Below are 18,244 nucleotides of genomic sequence, written 5' to 3'. Positions count from 1 at the left end.
TCGCTCTCGGGTGCGTTGGGCGTACGGTCGGTGATCATGAGCGATCTGGCTGCCTCGGGACAGACGGTCGCACTGGTCCGGAAGGTGGATCCTGCGACGGTCACCTTCGGGGTGGGAGTTGCCGGGGCGATCGCAACGGCGATCGTGGTGGTGGGACCGGAGCGCATCCTCGGGTACCAGAGCGCGGCGTGGCACCTGGTGCTCGAGACAGTCGACGCCTGCGTCGCGCTACTGCTCGCCTATCTCGTCTACGGACGGTTCCTCCGGGCCAACCGGTGGCAGGACCTGTTGCTGCTGCAGGGTCTCGCGCTACTGGGGGGCGCGAACGTGCTGTTGCTCTTGTCTTTGGTGCAAGGCGACAGGTCCGGCGTACTGAACCTTTGGTTGCCACCCTCGATGCGTGTACTGGGAACCCTGCTGCTCACTGCGGCGGCCTTGCTGCCGGACCGCGTGGCCAGTTGGCCCGGTTGGCGACGGTGGGCGCTCGCGCCGGTCGCCGCGGCTGTGACTGTGTTGATCATCGGGTTGCTGTCGCAGGAGCAGCACCTGCCCCGTAGGCGTGACCTCGGGGTGCCCGGCGAAGGAATGGCTACCTCGACCAGCGGTCATCCGGCGCTGCTGGTCGCCCAACTGCTGACGCTGACTTGCTTCGCTGTCGCGGCGGCGGCGTTCGCAGTACAGGCGCGCGGACGGAACGACGTACTGCTGCGGTGGCTCGGGCCTGCTTGTGTGCTTGGTGCACTGGCCCGGCTGAACTACCTGCTCTTTCCCTCGAGTCAGCCCGACTGGCTGTACAGCGGTGACGTACTCCGGACCGGTTGCTATCTCCTGCTGCTGATCGCCGCAGGGCGTGAGATCAGCAAGTACTGGACGTCGAGAGCCCAGACCGCGGTCGCGGCGGATCGGCGCCGGCTCGCGCGCGAGCTGCACGACGGTGTGCTGCAGGAGCTGGCCTACATCCGGTCGGAGGTCGCAGCGTTCGAGACGGTCGACGAGCCGCGAGTGAACCGGATCCGGGCGGCCAGCGAACGCGCGGTCGACGAGGCGAGGGAGTTGGTCGAGACGCTCGGCCGGACCGGTGACGAAGCGCTCAGCGCCGTACTGCGCCGCGCTGTCGCGCAGATCGCCGAGCGGCACGACGTCGTACTGGAGCTGGAGCTGGACGACTCGATCTCGGTCGATCCGTCTCAGAGTCATGCCCTGGTACGAATCGCGCGGGAGGCCGCACTGAACGGTGCACGACATGGTCGAGCCGAGAAGGTCACCGTGCGGCTCGACCGGAGCAAGACCGGTTGCTTTTTGGTGGTGGCGGACGACGGTGCCGGGTTCGACCCGAAGGTGCGGACGCCGCGGCGAGGTGAGTTCGGCCTGGTCAGCATGCGGGAACGCGCCGAGGCTCTGCCGGGCACGTTCGACCTGCACTCGGAGCCGGGACGCGGAACGACGGTGACCGTGACATGGTGACCAACGAGCCGATCCGCGTCGTCATGGCCGACGACCATCCGCAACTGCGGGCCCGGATCCGGGAAGCGTTGGAGGCGGGCGGTTTCGAGGTGTGCGCCGAGGCAGCCACCGCCCCGGCGGCGGTAAGGCTGGCGCAGGAGCACGTACCGGACGTCGTACTGCTCGACATTCACATGCCGGGTAACGGGATCCGTGCCGCCGGAGAGATCAGCAGACTGCTCCCGGACGTGGCGATCGTGATGCTGACCGTGTCCCGCCAGGACGCCGACCTGTTCGATTCGCTCCGGGCCGGCGCGGCCGGCTACCTGCTCAAGGACACCGATCCCGCGCGGCTTCCGGCGGCCCTGCGCGGCGTACTGTCCGGGGAGGCTGCCATTCCGCGGACGCTGGTCGCGCGCATCCTCGACGAGTTCCGCTCCCCCGGCCGGCCGCGACTCGGCCACAAGCCGAAGGTGGCGGCCCGGTTGACCTCCCGCGAATGGGAGGTGATGGAACTGCTCGGCGACGGTCTGAGCACCGACGAGGTGTCGAAGCGGCTGTTCCTGTCGCCGACCACGATCCGGGTCCACGTTTCGTCGGTACTGCGCAAGCTCCGCGTGAAGGACCGCCAGGCAGCGATCGATCTGCTGCGGGACGACACCACGTGAGGGCGGCCCCCCTCGCCGCCGCCCTCACCTGATGTCAGGTCACCCCCCGCAGCTCAACTGCGCTGTGACCAGCTCAGGGAGACGTGCTGTTCGGCGGGGCGGCATGGTTCGTGTACGTACCGACGTCGGTCGTGTGGACGTTGTTGTCCGAGTGGGCGAGGCCCGCGAGGCCGAGTGCGAGCACCGATACGATGGTGGCCCCGACTGCCGTGCGCCACGGTACGAACTGTGAAGTGAACTGCATGTCAATGCCTCCCGTTCTGTGGTGCGCACCCCTCCGCGTGCACCACTGCCGGTAACGCTAGGTAACAGCGGGCCCTCGCGGCTAGGGACCAAAGACCTCTTGAGCGTTCAAATACCTAAACGCTCAGCCCGCGGCGAACGCGGATGGGGTGGCCTCGGCGCAGCACGTAGGGTGGCGGCATGCCGCTGAACTATCCCCTTGCCGAGCAGACGCTGGACAATGGTCTGCGTGTGATCGTCAGCTCGGACAAGGCCGTGCCGATCGTCGCTGTGAACCTCTGGTACGACGTGGGATCGCGGCACGAGCCACCCGGATTGACCGGTTTCGCGCACCTCTTCGAGCACCTGATGTTCCAGGGCTCGCGCAACGTCGAGTCCGGCCAGCACTTCAGCCTGCTGGAGACCGCCGGCGCGAGTCTGAACGCGACCACCTTCTTCGACCGGACGAACTACTTCGAGTCGCTGCCGAGCGGCGGTCTCGATCTCGCGCTCTGGCTCGAGGCCGACCGGATGGGCTACCTGCTCGACGCGGTGACCCAGGAGAACCTGGACAACCAGCGGGACGTGGTGAAGGAGGAGAAGCGGCAGAGCTACGACAACCGCCCGTACGGCGATTCGTACGAGCGCCTCGTGCGGCTGCTCTTCCCTGCCGACCACCCCTACGCGCACATGACGATCGGGTCGATGGCCGACCTGGACGCGGCCGCGCTGGAGGACGTGCACGCGTTCTTCCGGAAGTACTACGGCCCCAACAACGCCGTACTGACGATCGTCGGTGACGTCTCCGAAGAGGACGCGTTCGACGCCGCCAAGCGGTACTTCGGCCACATCCCGGCGATCCCGGCGCCGCCACCGGCGCCGGACGGCACGATCGGCCCGCTCACCGAAGTACTGCGCGACGACGTGGTCGAGGACGTTCCGTCCGACCTGATCACGATGATGTTCCGGCTCCCGGTCGACGGCACGCCCGAGCTGGACGCCGCGGCGCTCGCGCTCGACGTACTGGCCGCCGGGCAGAGTGGGCGGCTCAACCGCCGGCTCGTGCGTGACGAGCAGATCGCGCAGTCGGTGTCCGGCGGCGCGCTGCCGCTGATCGGTGGCGTCTCGTTCGGCACGCTGACCGGGATCGCCTCGGCCGATGTCGACCTGCAGAAGGTCGAGGACGCACTGGTCGAGGAGATCGAGAAGCTCGCCGAGCACGGCGTCACCGAGGACGAGCTCGCCACCGTGCAGGCACAGAACGAGCGCGACTGGCTCGAGCAGCTCGCGACCTGTTCCGGCCGCGCCGACGAGATCTCGCACCACGCCTTGCTGTTCGGTGACCCGAACAGGATCAACACCAGGATCGACGAGATTCGCGCCGTCACCGCCGAGCAGGTCCAGCAGGCCGCCGCGAAGTGGATCCGCGCCGGTGGCCGCGCCCAGGTGACGTACCGCCGCAGCAACGCAGGGGAGCAGGAATGACCAGCCAGGCCTTGACCACACCGCCCTCGGTCGCCCCGCCGCGGCCCTGGAAGTTCCCGCTGTCGACCACGACGACCACCCGGGCCGGCACACCGGTGCACGTGTTCGACCGGCCCGGTCAGTACGTCGCCACCGTGCGCGTCACGATCGCGCTGCCGCTGTTCGCCGAGCCGCGCGAGCTCGAAGGCATCGCGACGATCATGTCGCGCACGCTCGACGAAGGCACCGAGTTCAGGTCGGCCAACGAGTTCGCGGCCGCCTTGGAGCGCCACGGCGCGGCGTACGGGGTGGACGTCAGCTCCGACGCGCTGCACGTCGAGATCTCGGTGCCGACCTCACATCTGGCACCGGCCGTGAAGCTGCTCGCTGAAGCAGTCACGCGGCCCGCCTTCAATGCAGAGGACGTCGGTCGCCACGTGACGATCAGGCTCGGTGAGATCAACCAGGAGCGCGCCAACGCGGGCTACCGCGCCCGCGAAGCTTTCGCGGCCCATCTCTTCGATTCGTCCGTACGCCGTTCGCGCCCGACCGCCGGTACGCCGGACACGATCCGGCCGCTGACGAACGTCCAGGTGGCCGAGTTCTACCGCGAGAACATCGGACCGGCGCGTGCGCAGATCCTGTTCGCCGGCGATGCCACCGGTGTGGATGTCGCTGCGATCGTCGATGACGCTTTCGGTGACTGGACCTCTTCCGCGGGTCCCGCATCGGAGGTGCCGGAGCCGCAGTACGTGCTGGGCGACCGCGTAGTACTGGTGAACCGGCCTGGCTCGGTGCAGAGCCAGCTGCTGATCGGCTGCCCGGGTCCGGACCGTCGCGAGGACATCTGGGGAGCGGCCGCTGTCGCGAACCACGTGGTGGGCGGGACGATCACCTCTCGCATCGACACCGTGCTGCGCGAGGAGAAGGGGTACACGTACGGCACCCGCAGCAGCTTCAACGCACCCCGCAAGGGTGGCACCTTCACCCTCGGCGGCGCCGTCCGCACCGAGGTGACCGGCGCCGCGATCACCGAGGCGCTCCGCATCCTCCACGAAGCCCGCGACGGCCTCACCGACCGCGAGGTCCAAGAAGCACAGGACAACCTGATCCGCACCGCTCCCCTGCGCTACGAACAGGCCGACTCCATCGCCCAGCAGGTCGGCAGCAACATCGCCGTCGGCGTACCCCTCGACTTCGCCGACACCTACCTCGCCCAGATCGCCGCCACCACCGCCGAGATCGCCACCGACGCCTACAACCGCTACGTCGGCACCAACGGCCTCCTCGTCATCGTCGTCGGCGAAGCCAAAGACGTCCGCCCCCAACTGACCGCCCTCAACCTGGGCAACCTCATCGAACTCTGACAAAGCCTCTGCTCGGGCTCCCCGCGAGCCCGAGCAGAGCAGCCCGCATCGCCCCTCCTACGTCGGCGCTCACCCCACCCACCCCAACACGCCGCTCCTCCGTCGCAGCTAAACCTCCCAGGCGACCCATGTCCCCCGCCCCGGGCCCACCCCGCCGCCAAGCAGCCCGCGTCGCCCCTCCTACGTCGGAGCTCGACCCACCCACCCCCACACGCCGCTCCTCCGTCGCGACTGAAGCTCTCCGGCGATCCAACTCGCCCCGCCCCGAGCCACCTCGCCGCCGAGCCGCCCGCCTCGCCCTCCTATGTCGGCGCTCCACCACCCACCCCAAGCACGCCGCTGCTCGTCGCAGCAGCTGAACCCCACCGGCGATCCAGCTCGCGCGACTCCCCTGGCCTCCCCTGCCGCCAAGCCGCCTCTTCGTGGCAGCTAACCTCCGGCGATCCCAGTCGGCCCCAGCGCTCGCCACGAGTTCGGGCGCCCCGCCTGTATCGCCGTAGCCATTAGATAGCGTGTCTTCTGTCAGCGACCCAGATGGCTGCGTGAGTAGGCGAGATCCGACAACTAGTCATCTCTTCGCCGGCCCCGCCCGTCAGAGCAACACCAGCACACCGCAATTGTTGCCATAAGCAACATCGCGAACATCGACCGACGCGAGCGACGACGACCAGGCAGTGGAGGATCTATGCGTTTCATCTCGGCCGGTCGGCGGCACGCTCTCTTCGAATTCGGCGACCTGCGGGTGGTCTGTTTGCGGGACGGCTACCTCGACATGCCGCCGACGCGGCTGCGCGACGAGACCGGGAGCCCGCTTGATCCGGTCCCGGATACCGTCCCGCTTGCCGAGGGCAACCTACGGTTGTCCGTCAACGCCTTCTGCATCAGCGACGGCACGCAGTCTGTGCTCGTCGACACCGGCGCATCCAACGCGTTGGAGCCCACGATGGGATCGCTCTACGACGCCATGAGCGAGGCCGGCATCGAGCGCGACGACATCACCGACGTCGCCATCACTCACAGGCACGGGGACCACGTCCACGGACTGATCGCACCGGACGGTTCCGAGGCGTTCCCGCGCCTTGAGCGGGTGTGGATCGGAGCCGGTGACAAGTCGGTGTTCACCGACCGGTTGGAGCCGGTCCGCGACCGCGTCGTGCCGATCGAGGCCGAGGTTGCCATCAACGGCTGGCTCACAGCTGTCCCGACCGCGGGCCACACGCCCGGCCATACCGTCTTCGACGTCCAGAGCAGCACAGGGCATCTTCTGGTCTGGGGCGACACCGTGCACGTGCCGTCACTGCAGTTCGACCAACCGAACGTCGCGTGGGAATTCGACGGCGACCAGACTCAGGCGCGTGCGGCCCGAGCCACCCTGCTCGAACAACTCGTCAAGCCGGGCTACTTCGTCGCCGGCGCGCATCTGGACTCACCCGGTATCGCCCGCGTGACCCGTGCCGGCGACAGCTACGCGTTGACGTATCTCGCGCCGTCGATCTCCTGACGACCGAAGACCACGACCAGCCAACTCGGCGACCGGGGCACCATCACCCTCCGAACTGAGATCATCCTTGTTCAGGCCTCCCTTGGCCGGAGTAGAGGAGACCCGATGTCGTACGAGCGCCCCCAGGACGACCCCCCGTACTCCGGGACGCCCAACCCCGGTCCCGAGCCGACTCGCTACCCGCTCCAGCCCGGCTACCCGGATCAGCAACCGGCGTACGGCGTGCTGCGCGACAACTCGAACGCGACCGTCTCTCTGGTCCTCGGGCTCGTCGGTCTCTGCACCTTCGTGCTGATCGCGTCGCCCTTCGCGTGGTGGAAGGCGAACCAGGCGCTCCGCGAGATCGACGCCAACCCCGGCGTCTACAACAACCGCGGCATGGCGGTGGGCGGCCAGATCACCGGCATCATCGGCACCGTCTTCCTGGCCCTCTTCCTCATCGGCGGCGCCATCCTGGTCTTCGTTCTGCTGGCCGCCAGCACCACCTGATGCTTCCACAGCCAAGGGCGCGAACCTCACGACCAGGTGGCGGTTTCGGGGTCGATGCCGTTGGCAACGGCATTGGCGTTGATGAGATCGCGTAACCACAGCGTGAGACCCGGCTCGAAGGCGTCGTAGTGGGCGGTGAACCCAGCATCGGCCACGTACTTGCGACCAAGGCACACATGCATCGAGTGGGTGCAGTCGAAGAACGCGCCGATGGACGCTCGGTGCCGTTCGGCGAGCGCGTTGCCTTCGGTGCTGCCGGCAACGACTCCCGCGCGTTTCGCCGCGGCCAGGTCTTCGTCGAGAGTTGAGATGCTCGCCGCGACCTGCTTCCAGTCCTCGGTGGTCATCTCCGCCGAACGTTCGGCGTACTGGGCCCATTGATCCGTCTCGCCCCAGCGCTCGCGGGCGCCGGCGACCCAGGACGGCTGCCAGTCGCGGCCGAAGATGGCGACCTGTTCCTCCGCGGTCAGCAGGAGACCGGCGTTCTTGGCTTCGATCAGCCGGTCGACGGCCGCGACCATCTCCTGCAGGCGGGAGATGCGTTCGACGAGTTGTGCGCGCTGCTCGACCAACGGTTCGGTCGCCGGAGCCTCGAGGAGGTCGGCGATGCCGTCGAGAGGCAGGCCGAGCTCTCGATAGATGAGCACTCTGTGGATGCGGGCGATGTCGGTCGCGGAGTAGAGCCGGTAGCCGCCGGCGGTGCGCTCGGACGGGCTGACGAGTCCCATCGCATCCCAGTGGTGCAGAGTCCGCACGGTCACGCCGACCAGCGATGCCGCCGCCCCGACGGTCAACCCGTCGGACGGCACCGCGTCGACCCCCTTCGTCACAACGCTCAGTCTGCCAGCCACGCCACGCACCGCCCCGTACGCCGTCCCGCCTCGCCTCCCCGGCGTCGTCGTGCTCACACCCGCGGAGTCTCGATTCCGACAGCGGCAAGATTCTTCGCTTCGGCGCTGTCGGGGTCGAGCGGACGGGCAGCCGTCAGGACGACCCGGGTGTTCTCGGGAGTGATGACCTCCAGGTCAACAGTGTTCCAAGGCGTCGGCCGCGGCCCCGTGGTGCAGCCCGGGGACACCTCCTCACAGGCCGCCGCGATCTCGTCGAGCTGGCCAAGCACGCACGCGAAGCTGACGCTCGCCGCGGGCGCCGCGGCCGGTTGCTCACCCGGCACCACCAGCACATCCTGGAACGCCCAGCGCCGAAGATGCGTCATCCGGCCGGGAATCGTGAACAGATCGATGAACCCCAGCCCCTGCATCCAGAAGTCGACGGAAGCAACGAGATCCGCCGTCGGCAGCGTCACGAACATCGGCATCCCGTAGATGCCCCGATGAACCTCAGGCGCCACCGCATCGACCGCCGGCGCAGGAACAGGGCTCAACTCAAAAGCAGGAAAGTGATCAGCCATACCCCTCACCCTGAGCCCTCACGCGACGTCAGGGTCAAGTCCGTTCCGCACGCGAACCGCGCCGGCTCCGAAGAACCGGCGCGGCACGCGAAGTACGCAGTACTAGCCCTTGATCGCGCCGCCCAGAGCGAAAGCGCCGCCCAGTTTGCGGCTCAGCAACAGGTAAAGCAGCAGGACCGGAGTCGTGTAGATGAGCGAGTACGCCGCGAGTTGGCCGTAGTTGGGTTCGCCGTACTGGCCGAAGAAGGTGAAGATGCTCACCGAGGCCGGCAGCCGTTCAGGGGACAGCAGCAGCATGAACGGGACGAAGAAGTTTCCCCACATCCCGATGAAGGTGAAGATCAGCACGACCGCGATCCCCGGCCACATCAGCGGCAGGACGATCCGGCGGAGCGCCTTCATGTTGCTCGCGCCGTCCACCCACGCTGCTTCCTCCAGCGAGATCGGTACGCCGTCCATGAACGTCTTCGTCAGCCAGATCGCGAACGGCAGCGACGAGGTCGCCATGAACATGATCGTCCCGCCGAGGGTGTCCACCAGGTTCAGCTGCACGAACAGGCCATAGACCGGCACCATCACCGCGGTGATCGGCAATCCCGTGCAGAACAACACCGTCAGCAAGAACGGCCGGTTGAACTTCGTCTTGAACCGGGACAACGGATAGGCCGCCAGCACCGCACACACCATCGTCAGCAACGCTGCCCCGCCGCACAGCACCAGACCGTTCAGCACGGGCCGGTACGTCGTGGTGGTGTTCAGCACCGCTTTGAAATTCGCGAAAGTCGGGCTGGTCGGCAGCTCGACCCGCAGGCCGGCGGTCCGGTTGACCGAGGCGAACAGCACCCAGAGCAACGGCAGGACGAAAAGGATGCCGAGGGCAAGCAGGATCAGATTGGCGGTCAGCTTGCTGATCCGGTCGCGGGCGATCATGCGGCCTCCGAGTTCAGTCCACGTAGGTAGATCAGCGAGAAGACCGCGCCGATGGCCAGCATCACCAAGGCGATCGCGGTGCCGTAGCCGATCTGCGAGAAGCTGAACGCCTGCTCGTACATGTACAGGGGAAGAGTCTGGCTCTTGGTCCCGGGTCCACCCCGGGTCATCGCGTAGATCAGGCCGAAGACGCTCAGCGTCTGCAGCGTGATCAGCATCAGGTTGGTCATGATCGCGCGCGAGATCATCGGCACCGTCACGAACACCAGCCGGCGCCAGCCGCCCGCGCCGTCCATCTCGGCCGATTCCTCGATCTCCTTCGGTACCTCGCTCAGCGCGGCCGAGTAGACCAGCATCGAGAACGCCGTACCGCGCCAGATGTTCGCGATCGACACCGCGATGATCGGTGCCGCGTACAACCAGTCCTGACCAGGCAGGCCGACCTTGTGCAGGATCACGTTGAGCGTGCCGTCGTCGTTGAAGAACGCGCTCAGCAGGTACGCCGCGACGATCTCCGGAAGCACCCAGGCACCGATCACCGCGGTCCCGACGAAGTTCCGCACCAGCCGGTGCGAGCGGCGCATCAGCAGCGCCAGGCCGAGTCCGAGGGTGTTCTGGCCGATGATCGCGGAGATCAGCGTGAAGACCAGGGTGAGCCAGATCGAGTTGGTGAACGCCGAACTGCCGAAGGCCTTGCGGAAGTTGTCGAGACCGACGAACTTCACGTTGGCCGCACCGGTGCCGGTCAGCGCCATGTTGGTGAACGCGGCGTAGACGCAGTACAGGATCGGGCCGGCCAGGAAGACCAGCATCAGTCCGATGGCCGGCGCCAACGGCATCATCTTCACGAAGTTGGCGCCGCGCGGGCGGCCGTTCCGGCCGGCCTTTCGACCGGCCGGAACGGGTACCGCGGTAGCAGAAGTCGTCACTGAGAAGTCCCTTTCGAGGGGGTAGCGGCGCTGCTCAGTTGCTCGAGGTGGTGACCTTGTCCTTGCCGCCGACGATGCCCTCGACCGCGTCGTCGTAGTTCGTCGCCGCCTTGTCCGGTGTCGACTGACCGGTCATCACGGCTTCCATCGCGGTGATGATCTCGTTGGAGACCTTGGGGTACTCCGGCAGCGCGGGCCGGTAGACGGTGACCGAGACCAGGTCGGTGAAGAACTGGGTGCTCTTCGACGACGACTTGTACCCGGCGTCGGCGGCGACGTCCTTGCGGACCGCGATCTGCGCACCGTCGGTGGCGTACTTGGTCGCGTTCTTCTGGGTCTGCAGCGACTGGATGAACTTCCAGGCCGCGTCCGGCGACTTCGACTTGGCCGGGATCGCCCAGGTCCAGCCGCCGGAGAGGCTGACCTTGCCCTTGCCGCTGCCGTCCTGGGTCGGCATCGCGGTCTGGCCGAGCACCTCGGACCACTGCGGCCACGGCTTCGCGCCGGTCTTCAGCCAGTTGTTGTAGAGCCAGGAGCCGTCGAGCGCGATCGCGAGCTTGGAGTTCGGCAGCAGGTCGCTGCCGACCTTGTTGCCCCAGTTGGGATCGAGCGACTGCTTCGGCTGCGGGGCCAGGCCCTCGGTGAAGACGGTCTTGATGAAGTTCAGCGAGTCCTTGAAGCCCTGGCTGCCGACGACCCACTTCTTCTGGTCGTAGTTGTACAGGGTGTCCTTCGTGCCGTAGAGCAGCATCTCGAAGCCCTGCATGGCCGACGCCTCACCCATCGGCTTGCCCGAGTAGACGTTCAGCGGGATCACGCCGGGCACCTTGGACTTGATCGTGCGAGCGGTGTTCAGCACGTCGTCCCAGGTCTTCGGCTGCCAGTTCGCGGGCAGGCCTGCCTTGGCGAACAGCTGCTTGTTGTACCAGAGCGCGCGGGTGTCCGTGCCGTCCGGTACGCCGTACACCTTGCCGTCCTGGCCCTTCGCGGCGCCCTTGGCGGTCTCCTCGAACTGGTTCCAGTCCGACCAGTTCTTGATGTAGTCGTCCAACGGCCGCAGGTAGCCCGCGGTGATGTCGGAGTTGATCAGGAAGGTGTCCTCGTAGACGATGTCCGGCGCCGTGTTGGGCGAGCGCATCATCAGCTGGATCTTCGTGTAGTAGTCGTTCTCGCTGGCCACGACCGGGACGATCTCGACCTTCGAGCCGGGGTTGGCCGCCTCGTACTCCGTCTTGGCGCCGGTGAGGAAGTTCTTCATCACCGTGCCGGGGCCCCACTGCTGGTAGGCGATCTTGATGTTCGCCGGACCGGAGCTCTGACCGCCCGCTTCGGGCGTCTTGGTAGTCGACCCCTGACTGCAGGCGGAGACGCCCAGCAGGAGTGCGCCGACGGCGAGTACACCCGCCCGCTTGAAACCGTTCTTCATCACCATCACGTCCACCTTCGGGCAATCGTTGTCATCCCGGTACCACCGCTCAAACCCGTCGGGCTTTCCCGTGACCGTAGGAGGCGCGGACCAGTGAAGTCAATGGTTTGTAGACAACGTTGTCCCCGCAAGAACGCGACTGCGCGGCGACCGGTTCGTAACGATCCGGTCACCGCGTTGTCAACGGCTCATGAACGGGTTCGGGACCCTCGGGTCAGACCGTGACGGCCGACGCCTCGTGACGCCCGTGTACTGCGGGTCGCCGGTTGCGGTCGCGGGCAGCACCGAGCCCGCACAGCACCAGGCCGAGCACCAGCCAGCACCCGAGTACTACGAACGGCCGCCCCGAGCCGGCCCCGTCGAAGAAGCTGACCGAGCGCAACGCCGTACCGGCGGCTCCGGGCGGCAGGAACTGGCCGAGCGCGCCCCAGCCGGTCGGCAGCATCTCCGGTGCGCTGGTGAGACCCGACAACGGGTTGCCGAGCAGCATCATGGTGGCTCCGCCGAGGGCCAGTCCGGCGACGCCGAGCAGCCACTCGAGGCCGAGCAGGGTGAGGCTGATCGCTGCGATCGACAGGGCGATCACGCTCGCGTTGGCGAAGTAGTTGCCTTCGAGCGAGCCGAGCCAGAACTGGAGCACCGCGGTCAGCGCGAGTGCGCCGGTGACCGCAAAGGTGATCGCAGCGGGCACCCGGTTCTGCTCTTTTTTCAGGAGTTGAATCAAGGCGGCGGCGCCAATGATTCCGCCCAGCACCAGCGGCAGTGCCCCGGCCGCCAGACCGGCTCCGCGGGGGTCGTCCTTCGGCAGCGGCACGATGTCGGTCACCTTCGGTGCGACCCCGCCGTTCTGGGCAGCCAGGCCGGCCGCGACCTGGGTCAGGATCTGGGCCACCGCCGGGCTGCCTGCGGATGCGGTCAGCACCTCGGGGTTCTGCGGGTCGAGCACGATCGCGCCGTACACGTCCCGATCCTCGATCGACCGGACGGCAGCGCCGCGGTCGGCCATCGCCTTGATCTCGAAGCCGCCGGGGCGGGCCCTCTCCAGGCCTGCGCTCACCTGCGCGACCGCGGCATCCGGACCCGCCACGGCCAGCGGCAGGTCGCGCGGCTCGGACCGGGCGGCCGGCCACGCGAACGCGATCAGCAAGACCGTGAGAACAGCGGTCAGCAGGGTGACCACAACCACCACCGGCGGCCGCCGCTCCTCCGCACCCGATTGCCCACCGAGTGGCTCAGACATTCCGGGACTCCCTCTCTCAAACCGAATGTTCGTTCTTTATTACAGACTCGGCTTGGTGACTTGTCAAGAACGGGCATTCGTTTTACGTTTCGGTCATGCCGAAGGTCACCGTCGAACACCGCGCCGCCCGGTACGACCAGATCGTCGCCGCGGCCCGCCGGTGCGCGATCGAGCAGGGCTTCCACAAGACGACGATGGCCGACGTCATCCGCGAGTCCGGGCTGTCCGCCGGCGCCGTCTACGGCTACTTCAAGAGCAAGGACGAGTTGGTCGCGGCCATCGCCGACCAGGCACTCAGCACCGTCGACAAACTCTTCGAGAACATCCTCGCGAGCGACCAGCCCCTCACCCCCGTGGCCGCGCTGGAAGCAACCCTCGAGCACGTCGTCCAGATCGCGGAGCAACCCGGCGGCGACGTCACCAGAGTCGCCCTGCAGGCCTGGGCCGAGGCGATGCACAACGACGCGATCGCCGGCATCGCGCGGGAGAAGTACGCCCTGCTCCGCCGCAAGTTCGTCGCCGTCGCCGAGCGCGGCCAGGCCGACGGCACGATCAGGGCCGACGCGGACCCCGACTACATCGGCCAGGTGCTCTTCGCCCTCGTCCCCGGCTTCCTGCTCCAGCGCCTGCTGCTCGGCGACGTCTCGCCGCGCTCCTTCAGCATCGGTCTCAGCGCCCTGCTGAAGTGATCCCCACCTTTCGCCACCCGGTCGCGTCGGTGGCCGAAACCTCCTGCGCAGCAAAGGACTCAGATGAGCAACAAGCGGCAACTCGACGACGCCGGACTGGACAAGCTCCTCGCCGAAGCCGGGATCGACCCGGCCACCGGCGTCACGGCGTACGAGGAATTGAGCGAGGGCACCTTCAACACCGTCTACCGGATCCTGCGGCCGGCCGGGGACCTGATGTTGAAGCTGTCCCCCGACCCCGCAGCGCCGGTTCTTTCCTATGAACAAGGCTTGATTCAGACCGAGACCGAGTTCTACCGAGCCGCCCGCGGCAAGGTCCCCGTACCGGAGGTCGTTCACGCCGGCGACGACTTCCTGCTGATGACCGCACTGCCCGGTACGACGTGGTTCTCGGCGACCGAACCGCTCGACCGTCCCCGCCTTCGCCGCGACCTCGGCGGCCTGGTCGCCGAGTTGCACAAGATCACCAACGGCGGATTCGGCTATCCGCAAAAGGGACTCGTCGACAGCTGGGACAAGGCGTTCCTGGCGATGATCGACGACATCCTCCGCGACGCCTCCCACTTCGACGTCGAGCTCCCCTGCCGCGCCGAGCAGATCCGCGCCAAGGTCTTGGCCCGCAGGGAAAAGCTCCTCGGCGTACAGACCGCCTCGCTGATCCATTTCGACCTGTGGGACGGCAACATCCTCGTCGAGGACGGCCGGATCACCGGGCTGATCGACGGCGAGCGGGCGTTCTGGGGTGACCCGACGGCCGAGTTCGTCTCGCTCACCTTGTTCAGCGAGCTGGACGACGACCTGCTCGAGGGATACGGCGCTCCGGTGGATCGAGAGCTGCTTGCGCTCTATCGCGTGTATCTCTACCTGATCATGGTGATCGAGGCGACACCCAGAGGCTACGACGGGCCGGAGAACGAGCAGAGGTCGCGCCGGGTCCGGCGTCACCTGCTGCGCGAGCTGGACGCTCTGTCGTAACCATCCTCGTATGCCTCGAATAGGGGTGCTAGGCCTACCCCCGATCGGCTACTCAGCTCCCTGGGGAGCGCCGCCGACTCTCCGTAGCGTCGATCTCGTCAGTCGGGATGTACGCAAGGGGTAGCCATGAGGCGCAAGCAAGAGACCACCAGGACCGATGATTCGGTCGTTCTGCAAGACGTCCGCCGGGTCTACGGCAAGGGCGGTAACACCCTCGTCGCGCTGGGCGGCGTCAGCATCAGCTTCGGCCGCGGGACGTTCACCGCGGTGATGGGCCCGTCCGGGTCCGGCAAGAGCACCTTCTTGCACTGCGCGGCCGGCCTCGACCGGCCGACGTCGGGCACCGTCGTCATCGACGACCAGCCGCTGGCCGACCTGAACGAGCGCCAGTTGACCGAACTCCGCCGCGAGCGGATCGGCTTCGTCTTCCAGTCGTTCAACCTGCTGCCGGCGTTGACCGTCTGGCAGAACGTCACGCTGCCGCAGGAACTCGACGGCCGCCGGACCAACCGTGCCCAGGTCCGCGAGGTCCTCGACCGGGTAGGCCTCGGTGACAAGCACAAGAACCGTCCCGGCGAACTGTCCGGTGGCCAGCAGCAACGCGTCGCCATCGCCCGCGCGCTGGTCGCCCGGCCCGCGGTGATCTTCGCCGACGAGCCGACCGGCGCGCTGGACACCCAGACCGCCGCGGACGTGCTCGAACTCCTCCGCGAGCCGGTCCGCACGCAGGGCCAGACCGTCGTGATGGTGACCCACGACCCGGTCGCCGCCTCGTACGCCGACCAGGTGGTCTTCCTCGCCGACGGGATGCTCGCGGGCAGCCTGGTCGCGCCGACGGCCGAGCAGGTCGCCGACCGGTTGACCCACCTCGGCGCGCGGGCCGCCGCGAGGCTGCGGGCGGTCGTCCGATGATGCGACTGGCCGTACGCACCCTGAGATTCCGCAAGAACGGTTTCATCGCGACCTTCGTGGCCGTCGTCTTCGGTACCGCGATCGTGATGGCCTGCGGTGGTCTGCTGGAGACCGGCATCCGGTCGAACGTTCCGCCGCAGCGGCTGGCCGCTGCCGACCTGGTTGTCACCGGCAAGCAAACTCATCTCCGGCCCGGAGCCGAGGACGCCACCCCACTCACCGAGCAGGTCGACCTCGACGCCTCGTTGCTGCCCAAGATCCGGTCGGTGGCCGGAGTCAAGGACGCGATCGGCTCGCTGACCTTCCCGGCTCCGCTGCTGGCGAACGGTGCCGGCGGACAGGGCCACGACTGGTCGTCGGCCCGCTTGGCGCCGTACAAGCTGCAATCCGGTACTGCGCCAGCCCGCGCGAACGAGGTCGTTCTGGACGCTTCGACCGCCGCTGCCGTGCACGCCAAGGTGGGCAGCAAGGTCACCTTGCTGGCTCAGGGCCGGCCGACGCCGTTCGTAGTCCGGGGTATTGCGCAAGGGCCCGCTGGGCACACGTTCTTCTCCAACGACGAGGCGTCGCGGCTGTCCGGGCGACCGGGGACCTATGCGGCGATCGGCGTACTGGTTGCTCCAGGCACCGATCTGAAAGAGGTGAAGAAGCACCTGAAGGCCATCGGCGACGTCACCGTGATGAGCGGCGTCGACCGCGGATCGGCCGAGCATCCCGACGCGGCGACCTTCCAGACCGCGCTGATCTCGATCGCCGGGTCGTTCGGCGGGATCGCGGCGATGACGATGATGTTCGTGGTCGCCTCCACGCTGGCGCTGTCGGCACAGCACCGCGAGCGCGAATTCGCTCTGTTGCGCGGCATCGGTACGACGCCGGGCCAGGTCCGGCGGATGATTCTCGGTGAGGCGATGCTGGTGTCGCTGCCGGCCGTGGTGGTCGGGACGGTGCCGGGGTTGTGGCTCGGCCGGTTCCTGTTCGACCGGCTGGCGGCGAACGGGGTCGCCTCGGCGGCCGTCGAGTACCGCCAGGGCCTGATCCCGTTCGCGGCCGGTGCGGGCGCCGCGGTACTGGCTGCCATCGGTGCCGCTCTGATCGCCGCCCGCAAGTCCGCGAAGATCCGTCCGGTCGAGGCGTTGCTCGAAGCCGGCTTGCAGCGCAAGTGGTTCGGCTGGGTGCGGCTCGTGTTCGGGCTGCTGTTCACCGGTGGCGGTCTGGCGCTGGTGATCGTCACGGTGGCAGTGATGACCGGCCCACTCGCCGGTGCGACCGCCGGGCCGGCCGTCCTCTGCTGGGCGATCGGGATCGCGTTGCTCGGCCCGTTCTGGACCAAGGCGGTGCTGGCGGTCCTCCGCTGGCCCCTGTACGCCGTCAGCCGGGTGAACGGGCGGCTCGCGATCCTCAATGTCACGGCGCGATCGGTGGCGATGTCGGCCGCGGTGATGCCGGTGATGCTCGCGGTCGGGATCTCCACCTCGAACATCTACATGCAGACCACGCAGGTGCACGCGTCCGAGAAGGCGTTCACCAAGGAACTGCGGGCGGACGCGGTCCTGGTCTCCACCGCGGGCGGACTCGATCCCGCGCTGCTCGGTGAGGTTCGCAAACAGCCGGGGGTCGCGAGCGCTTCGGCGTACGTGACCAGCACCGGAGTCATCGACGAGCCGCGGAACGCACCCTTCGACGAGGACGGCGCACCGCTGCGAGGAATCAGTGCCCAGGGCAATGATGGTGCCGCGCCGGTGAAGGTCACCTCGGGATCGCTGGAAGGGCTGGCCGGTACGACGGTCGCGTTGCCCGACTACGTCGCCTCGAAGATCGGGCGAGGCGTCGGATCGACGATCAAGATGACCCTTGGCGACGGGGCGCACGTGGACCTGCGGGTCGTGGCGACCTTCGCGGCCGACCGCGGCTACGAGAGCATCGTGCTGCCGGCCGAGCTGCTGGCCACGCACACCACGGACCGGCTGGCCAAGCAGCTCTTGGTCCGGGCCAAGACCGGTGCCGAGATCAACGGTCCACTGCAAGCGCTCGCGGCCAGGCATCCCGGCGTACAGGTCTCCGATCGGGACGCCTTGATCGCCGGGAACAGCGCGGATCTCAAGACGCAGGCCTGGGTGAACTACCTGCTGGTCGGCATGCTGATCGCCTACACGGCCGTCTCGATCGTGAACACTCTCGCCTCGGCGACCGTGCGTCGTCGGCGCGAACTCGGTCTGCAACGTCTCACCGGCTCCACCCGTGGCCAGGTACTACGGATGCTCACCACCGAGAGCTTCCTGGTGGCCCTGGCCGGCATCATCCTCGGAACGCTGGTGGCGCTGGCAACGCTGATCCCCTTCAGCGCAACGGTTTCCACCTCGGCAGTGCCGAGTGGACCGCTGTGGATCTATCTGGTCATCATCGGCGTCGCCGCAACGCTCACCTTCTCCTCGATCCTGCTACCGGCGGTCGCCACCCTGCGCACCCGCCCGGCCGAAGCAGCCGCTCGCGCCGACTGACCATCCCCCGCGGCGGCTGGTGGCCTGCGGTGAGACATCCGCCGCACGCCTCCGAGGACCTGCTCCACTTCGGTGGAGCA

General features: G+C 67.7%; 17 protein-coding genes. 10 read left to right on the top strand and 7 right to left on the bottom strand.

What is annotated here, in order from left to right:
* Window positions 1-36: 36 nt before the first annotated feature.
* Complete coding sequence (locus EV138_RS26620; RefSeq protein WP_133981472.1) at window positions 37-1,464, top strand: sensor histidine kinase; 1,428 nt, start codon at window positions 37-39, stop codon at window positions 1,462-1,464.
* Complete coding sequence (locus tag EV138_RS26615) at window positions 1,458-2,111, top strand: response regulator (RefSeq protein ID WP_133981471.1); 654 nt, start codon at window positions 1,458-1,460, stop codon at window positions 2,109-2,111. The genes EV138_RS26620 and EV138_RS26615 overlap by 7 nt, the downstream gene beginning before the upstream one ends.
* Before the next feature lie 73 nt (window positions 2,112-2,184).
* Here EV138_RS26615 and EV138_RS37395 read toward each other — a convergent pair whose 3' ends face one another.
* Window positions 2,185-2,355 (bottom strand): hypothetical protein, encoded by a 171-nt coding sequence (locus EV138_RS37395; protein WP_166678689.1) that lies wholly within the window; start codon window positions 2,353-2,355, stop codon window positions 2,185-2,187.
* Between the two features lie 179 nt (window positions 2,356-2,534).
* Here EV138_RS37395 and EV138_RS26610 point away from each other — a divergent pair, with 179 nt between their 5' ends.
* The 4 genes from EV138_RS26610 to EV138_RS26595 all read left to right on the top strand — a co-directional run bounded on the left by EV138_RS26610 (window position 2,535) and on the right by EV138_RS26595 (window position 7,154).
* Complete coding sequence (locus tag EV138_RS26610; protein WP_133981470.1) at window positions 2,535-3,818, top strand: M16 family metallopeptidase; 1,284 nt, start codon at window positions 2,535-2,537, stop codon at window positions 3,816-3,818.
* Complete coding sequence (locus EV138_RS26605) at window positions 3,815-5,164, top strand: M16 family metallopeptidase (protein ID WP_133981469.1); 1,350 nt, start codon at window positions 3,815-3,817, stop codon at window positions 5,162-5,164. Before EV138_RS26610 ends, EV138_RS26605 begins: the two co-directional genes overlap by 4 nt.
* Before the next feature lie 685 nt (window positions 5,165-5,849).
* Window positions 5,850-6,665 carry an MBL fold metallo-hydrolase gene (locus tag EV138_RS26600; protein ID WP_133981468.1) on the top strand — a complete coding sequence of 272 codons (816 nt, stop codon included), beginning with the start codon at window positions 5,850-5,852 and terminating at the stop codon, window positions 6,663-6,665.
* A 105-nt stretch (window positions 6,666-6,770) separates the two neighbouring features.
* Complete coding sequence (locus tag EV138_RS26595; protein WP_133981467.1) at window positions 6,771-7,154, top strand: DUF4190 domain-containing protein; 384 nt, start codon at window positions 6,771-6,773, stop codon at window positions 7,152-7,154.
* Between the two features lie 26 nt (window positions 7,155-7,180).
* On the opposite strand, the gene EV138_RS26590 is transcribed toward EV138_RS26595, so the two are convergent.
* From EV138_RS26590 to EV138_RS26565, 6 genes are all read right to left on the bottom strand, one after another.
* Window positions 7,181-7,984: a MerR family transcriptional regulator gene (locus EV138_RS26590; protein WP_238158365.1), complete on the bottom strand. Its 804-nt coding sequence runs from the start codon at window positions 7,982-7,984 to the stop codon at window positions 7,181-7,183.
* Between the two features lie 74 nt (window positions 7,985-8,058).
* A complete protein-coding gene (locus tag EV138_RS26585; protein ID WP_133981466.1) occupies window positions 8,059-8,565 on the bottom strand; it encodes a VOC family protein in 507 nt (168 codons plus the stop codon).
* Window positions 8,566-8,667: 102 nt separating this feature from the next.
* Complete coding sequence (locus tag EV138_RS26580; protein ID WP_133981465.1) at window positions 8,668-9,495, bottom strand: carbohydrate ABC transporter permease; 828 nt, start codon at window positions 9,493-9,495, stop codon at window positions 8,668-8,670.
* Window positions 9,492-10,424, bottom strand: coding sequence for a carbohydrate ABC transporter permease (locus EV138_RS26575; protein ID WP_133981464.1), 933 nt, complete (start codon window positions 10,422-10,424; stop codon window positions 9,492-9,494). Before EV138_RS26575 ends, EV138_RS26580 begins: the two co-directional genes overlap by 4 nt.
* 34 nt (window positions 10,425-10,458) lie before the next feature.
* Window positions 10,459-11,856, bottom strand: a complete 1,398-nt coding sequence (locus EV138_RS26570) for an extracellular solute-binding protein (RefSeq protein ID WP_202866832.1) — start codon at window positions 11,854-11,856, stop codon at window positions 10,459-10,461.
* 208 nt (window positions 11,857-12,064) lie between these two features.
* On the bottom strand, window positions 12,065-13,090 hold the full coding sequence (locus EV138_RS26565) for a hypothetical protein (protein WP_133981463.1): 1,026 nt from the start codon (window positions 13,088-13,090) through the stop codon (window positions 12,065-12,067).
* Window positions 13,091-13,185: 95 nt separating this feature from the next.
* On the opposite strand from EV138_RS26565, the gene EV138_RS26560 reads away from it, so the two are divergent.
* From EV138_RS26560 to EV138_RS26545, 4 genes are all read left to right on the top strand, one after another.
* A complete protein-coding gene (locus EV138_RS26560) occupies window positions 13,186-13,779 on the top strand; it encodes a TetR/AcrR family transcriptional regulator (protein WP_133981462.1) in 594 nt (197 codons plus the stop codon).
* Between the two features lie 63 nt (window positions 13,780-13,842).
* Window positions 13,843-14,754, top strand: coding sequence for a phosphotransferase family protein (locus EV138_RS26555; protein ID WP_133981461.1), 912 nt, complete (start codon window positions 13,843-13,845; stop codon window positions 14,752-14,754).
* A 126-nt stretch (window positions 14,755-14,880) separates the two neighbouring features.
* A complete protein-coding gene (locus EV138_RS26550) occupies window positions 14,881-15,666 on the top strand; it encodes an ABC transporter ATP-binding protein (RefSeq protein ID WP_133981460.1) in 786 nt (261 codons plus the stop codon).
* Entirely contained in the window at window positions 15,663-18,164 is a 2,502-nt protein-coding gene (locus EV138_RS26545) for an ABC transporter permease (RefSeq protein ID WP_166678688.1), read from the top strand. The genes EV138_RS26550 and EV138_RS26545 overlap by 4 nt, the downstream gene beginning before the upstream one ends.
* Window positions 18,165-18,244 lie beyond the last annotated feature (80 nt).

The organism is Kribbella voronezhensis, assembly GCF_004365175.1.
GTDB lineage: Bacteria > Actinomycetota > Actinomycetes > Propionibacteriales > Kribbellaceae > Kribbella > Kribbella voronezhensis.
This window is presented reverse-complemented; position numbering and strand designations above follow the sequence as displayed.